This window comes from Pseudomonas sp. GXM4, assembly GCF_008923895.1.
In the GTDB taxonomy this organism is placed as follows: Bacteria; Pseudomonadota; Gammaproteobacteria; order Pseudomonadales; family Pseudomonadaceae; genus Aquipseudomonas; species Aquipseudomonas atacamensis.
The window spans coordinates 1-1,837 of the sequence record NZ_WBRZ01000473.1 but is presented as its reverse complement, the minus strand read 5'-3'; the positions used below and the strand labels follow the sequence as shown (position 1 = coordinate 1,837).

At 59.1% G+C, this 1,837-nt stretch carries 2 protein-coding genes; both read left to right on the top strand.

Translation table 11 applies throughout. The annotated features are described in order from the left end of the window. Positions 1-279: 279 nt before the first annotated feature. The gene (ybaK, locus tag F8N49_RS27510; protein WP_041479874.1) at positions 280-750 is read left to right on the top strand and encodes a Cys-tRNA(Pro) deacylase; all 471 of its coding nucleotides are present in this window, start codon (positions 280-282) and stop codon (positions 748-750) included. Between the two features lie 99 nt (positions 751-849). Then, positions 850-1,632 (top strand): PhzF family phenazine biosynthesis protein, encoded by a 783-nt coding sequence (locus tag F8N49_RS27505; RefSeq protein WP_151553293.1) that lies wholly within the window; start codon positions 850-852, stop codon positions 1,630-1,632. Positions 1,633-1,837: the final 205 nt, after the last annotated feature.

Below are 1,837 nucleotides of genomic sequence, written 5' to 3'. Positions count from 1 at the left end.
TCCCCATTCGGTTCCCGGGTTACTGCTGGGTACTGCGCGGAGCATGATTCTTACATTATTCAGATTCGAAAAAATATAGACAAGAAACAAACCTGTCAAAGGTCGAAAGTGAACCGTCGGTCACAATAAAACTATTCGCCGCGTGAATGATCAGCGCCGCGAACAGCTTGAATGCAGCGCGAAGCCACGGGATTCGCGGCTTGGAATAGAGCCTTTTGCCCAACGATGACCTAGAATCGGCCGCAGGTTTTTTTAAAGACTGCCGAACCCGGAGCTGCCATGACACCAGCGTTGGACTTGTTGAAAAAAGTTCGTGCCGAACATCGCGTGCACAGTTACGAACATGATCCGAAGGCCGCGTCCTACGGGCTGGAGGCAGCGGAGAAGCTCGGGCTCGAACCGGCGCAAGTGTTCAAAACCCTGCTGGCCGCCAGCGAAAAAGGCGAACTGCTTGTGGCCGTAGTGCCGGTCGTCGGAACGCTCGACCTTAAAGGGCTGGCCCATGCCGCGGGAGTGAAGAAAGCCGAAATGGCTGATCCCGCTGCCGCGCAACGCTCCACCGGCTACCTGTTGGGCGGCATCAGCCCGCTCGGGCAGAAGAAACGCCTGCGCACCTTCATCGACAATTCCGCTCAGGGGTTCGCGACTATCTATGTGAGTGCCGGGCGGCGAGGACTGGAAGTGGAATTGGCGCCGGCGGTGCTGGCCGAGCACACCCAGGCGCAGTTCGCCGATATCGGCCGGGCTTAAAATGCGCGCCGGCTGTATGAAGAAAAAATTGCGCTTCTGTCACTGGCACTGATCCGGGCCGCCGTTGCATGCTCGGTCGACCAACTCAGGGAGAAAATCATGCAGCTTGCGTTTCATCAGGTCGACGCGTTCAGTGATCGGCCGTTCAGTGGCAATCCGGCGATGGTCTATCGGCTCGACAGCTGGCTGGCCGATGACTTGATGCAGAAGATCGCCGCCGAACACAACTTGGCGGAGACTGCGTTTCTGGTGCGCGAAGGCCAGGCCTGGCATATCCGCTGGTTCACCCCGACCACCGAAGTGCCGCTGTGCGGGCATGCGACGTTGGCCAGCGCGTTTGTACTGTTCGAAATCTATAAGGAAAGTGCCGAGCGCATCGACTTCACCTGCAAGTCCGGGCCGTTGAGTGTCAGCCGCGAAGGCGACCGCTTGTGGCTGGATTTTCCGACCATCGTGCCGTCGGAAATCGGCGTGACGCTGGACGTCGAGCGGGCGCTCGGTGTCGAGGCGGTTGATGTGCTCGGCTCCAACGAGCTGTTCGTGGTGCTGGACTCGGAACAGGCCGTGCTCGACTGCCAACCGGACATGGCGGCGCTGGCGAAACTGCCATGGCTGGGCGCGATCGTTACTGCGCGTGGCAACCAGCATGACTTCGTCTCGCGCTATTTCGCCCCGGCCATCGGTATCAATGAAGACCCGGTGACCGGCTCGACCCATTGCAGCCTGATTCCTTACTGGGCCAAACGTCTGGGAAAATCGAACCTGACCGCGTGCCAGCGCTCGGCGCGGGGCGGGGAATTGTTCTGTCGGCTGGAAGGTGAGCGAGTGAAGATTGGCGGCAATGCGACGCTTGTGGCCAGCGGTACCCTGTTTTTAGGCTGAGGCAATACCAACTGTGGGAGCGAGCCTGCTCGCGAAAGCGCTCTTTCAGTCAACATCTTCGGCGACTGAAACACCGCATTCGCGAGCAGGCTCGCTTGTATGGTAGGACTTGAAGGGAGGAGGAGGGACAAGGCTCGATTCTGACTGTTAGCGCAGTACAGACCGTGGGAGATTTTCACCCTCCTCCTTTCACCCAAGCGCCGAT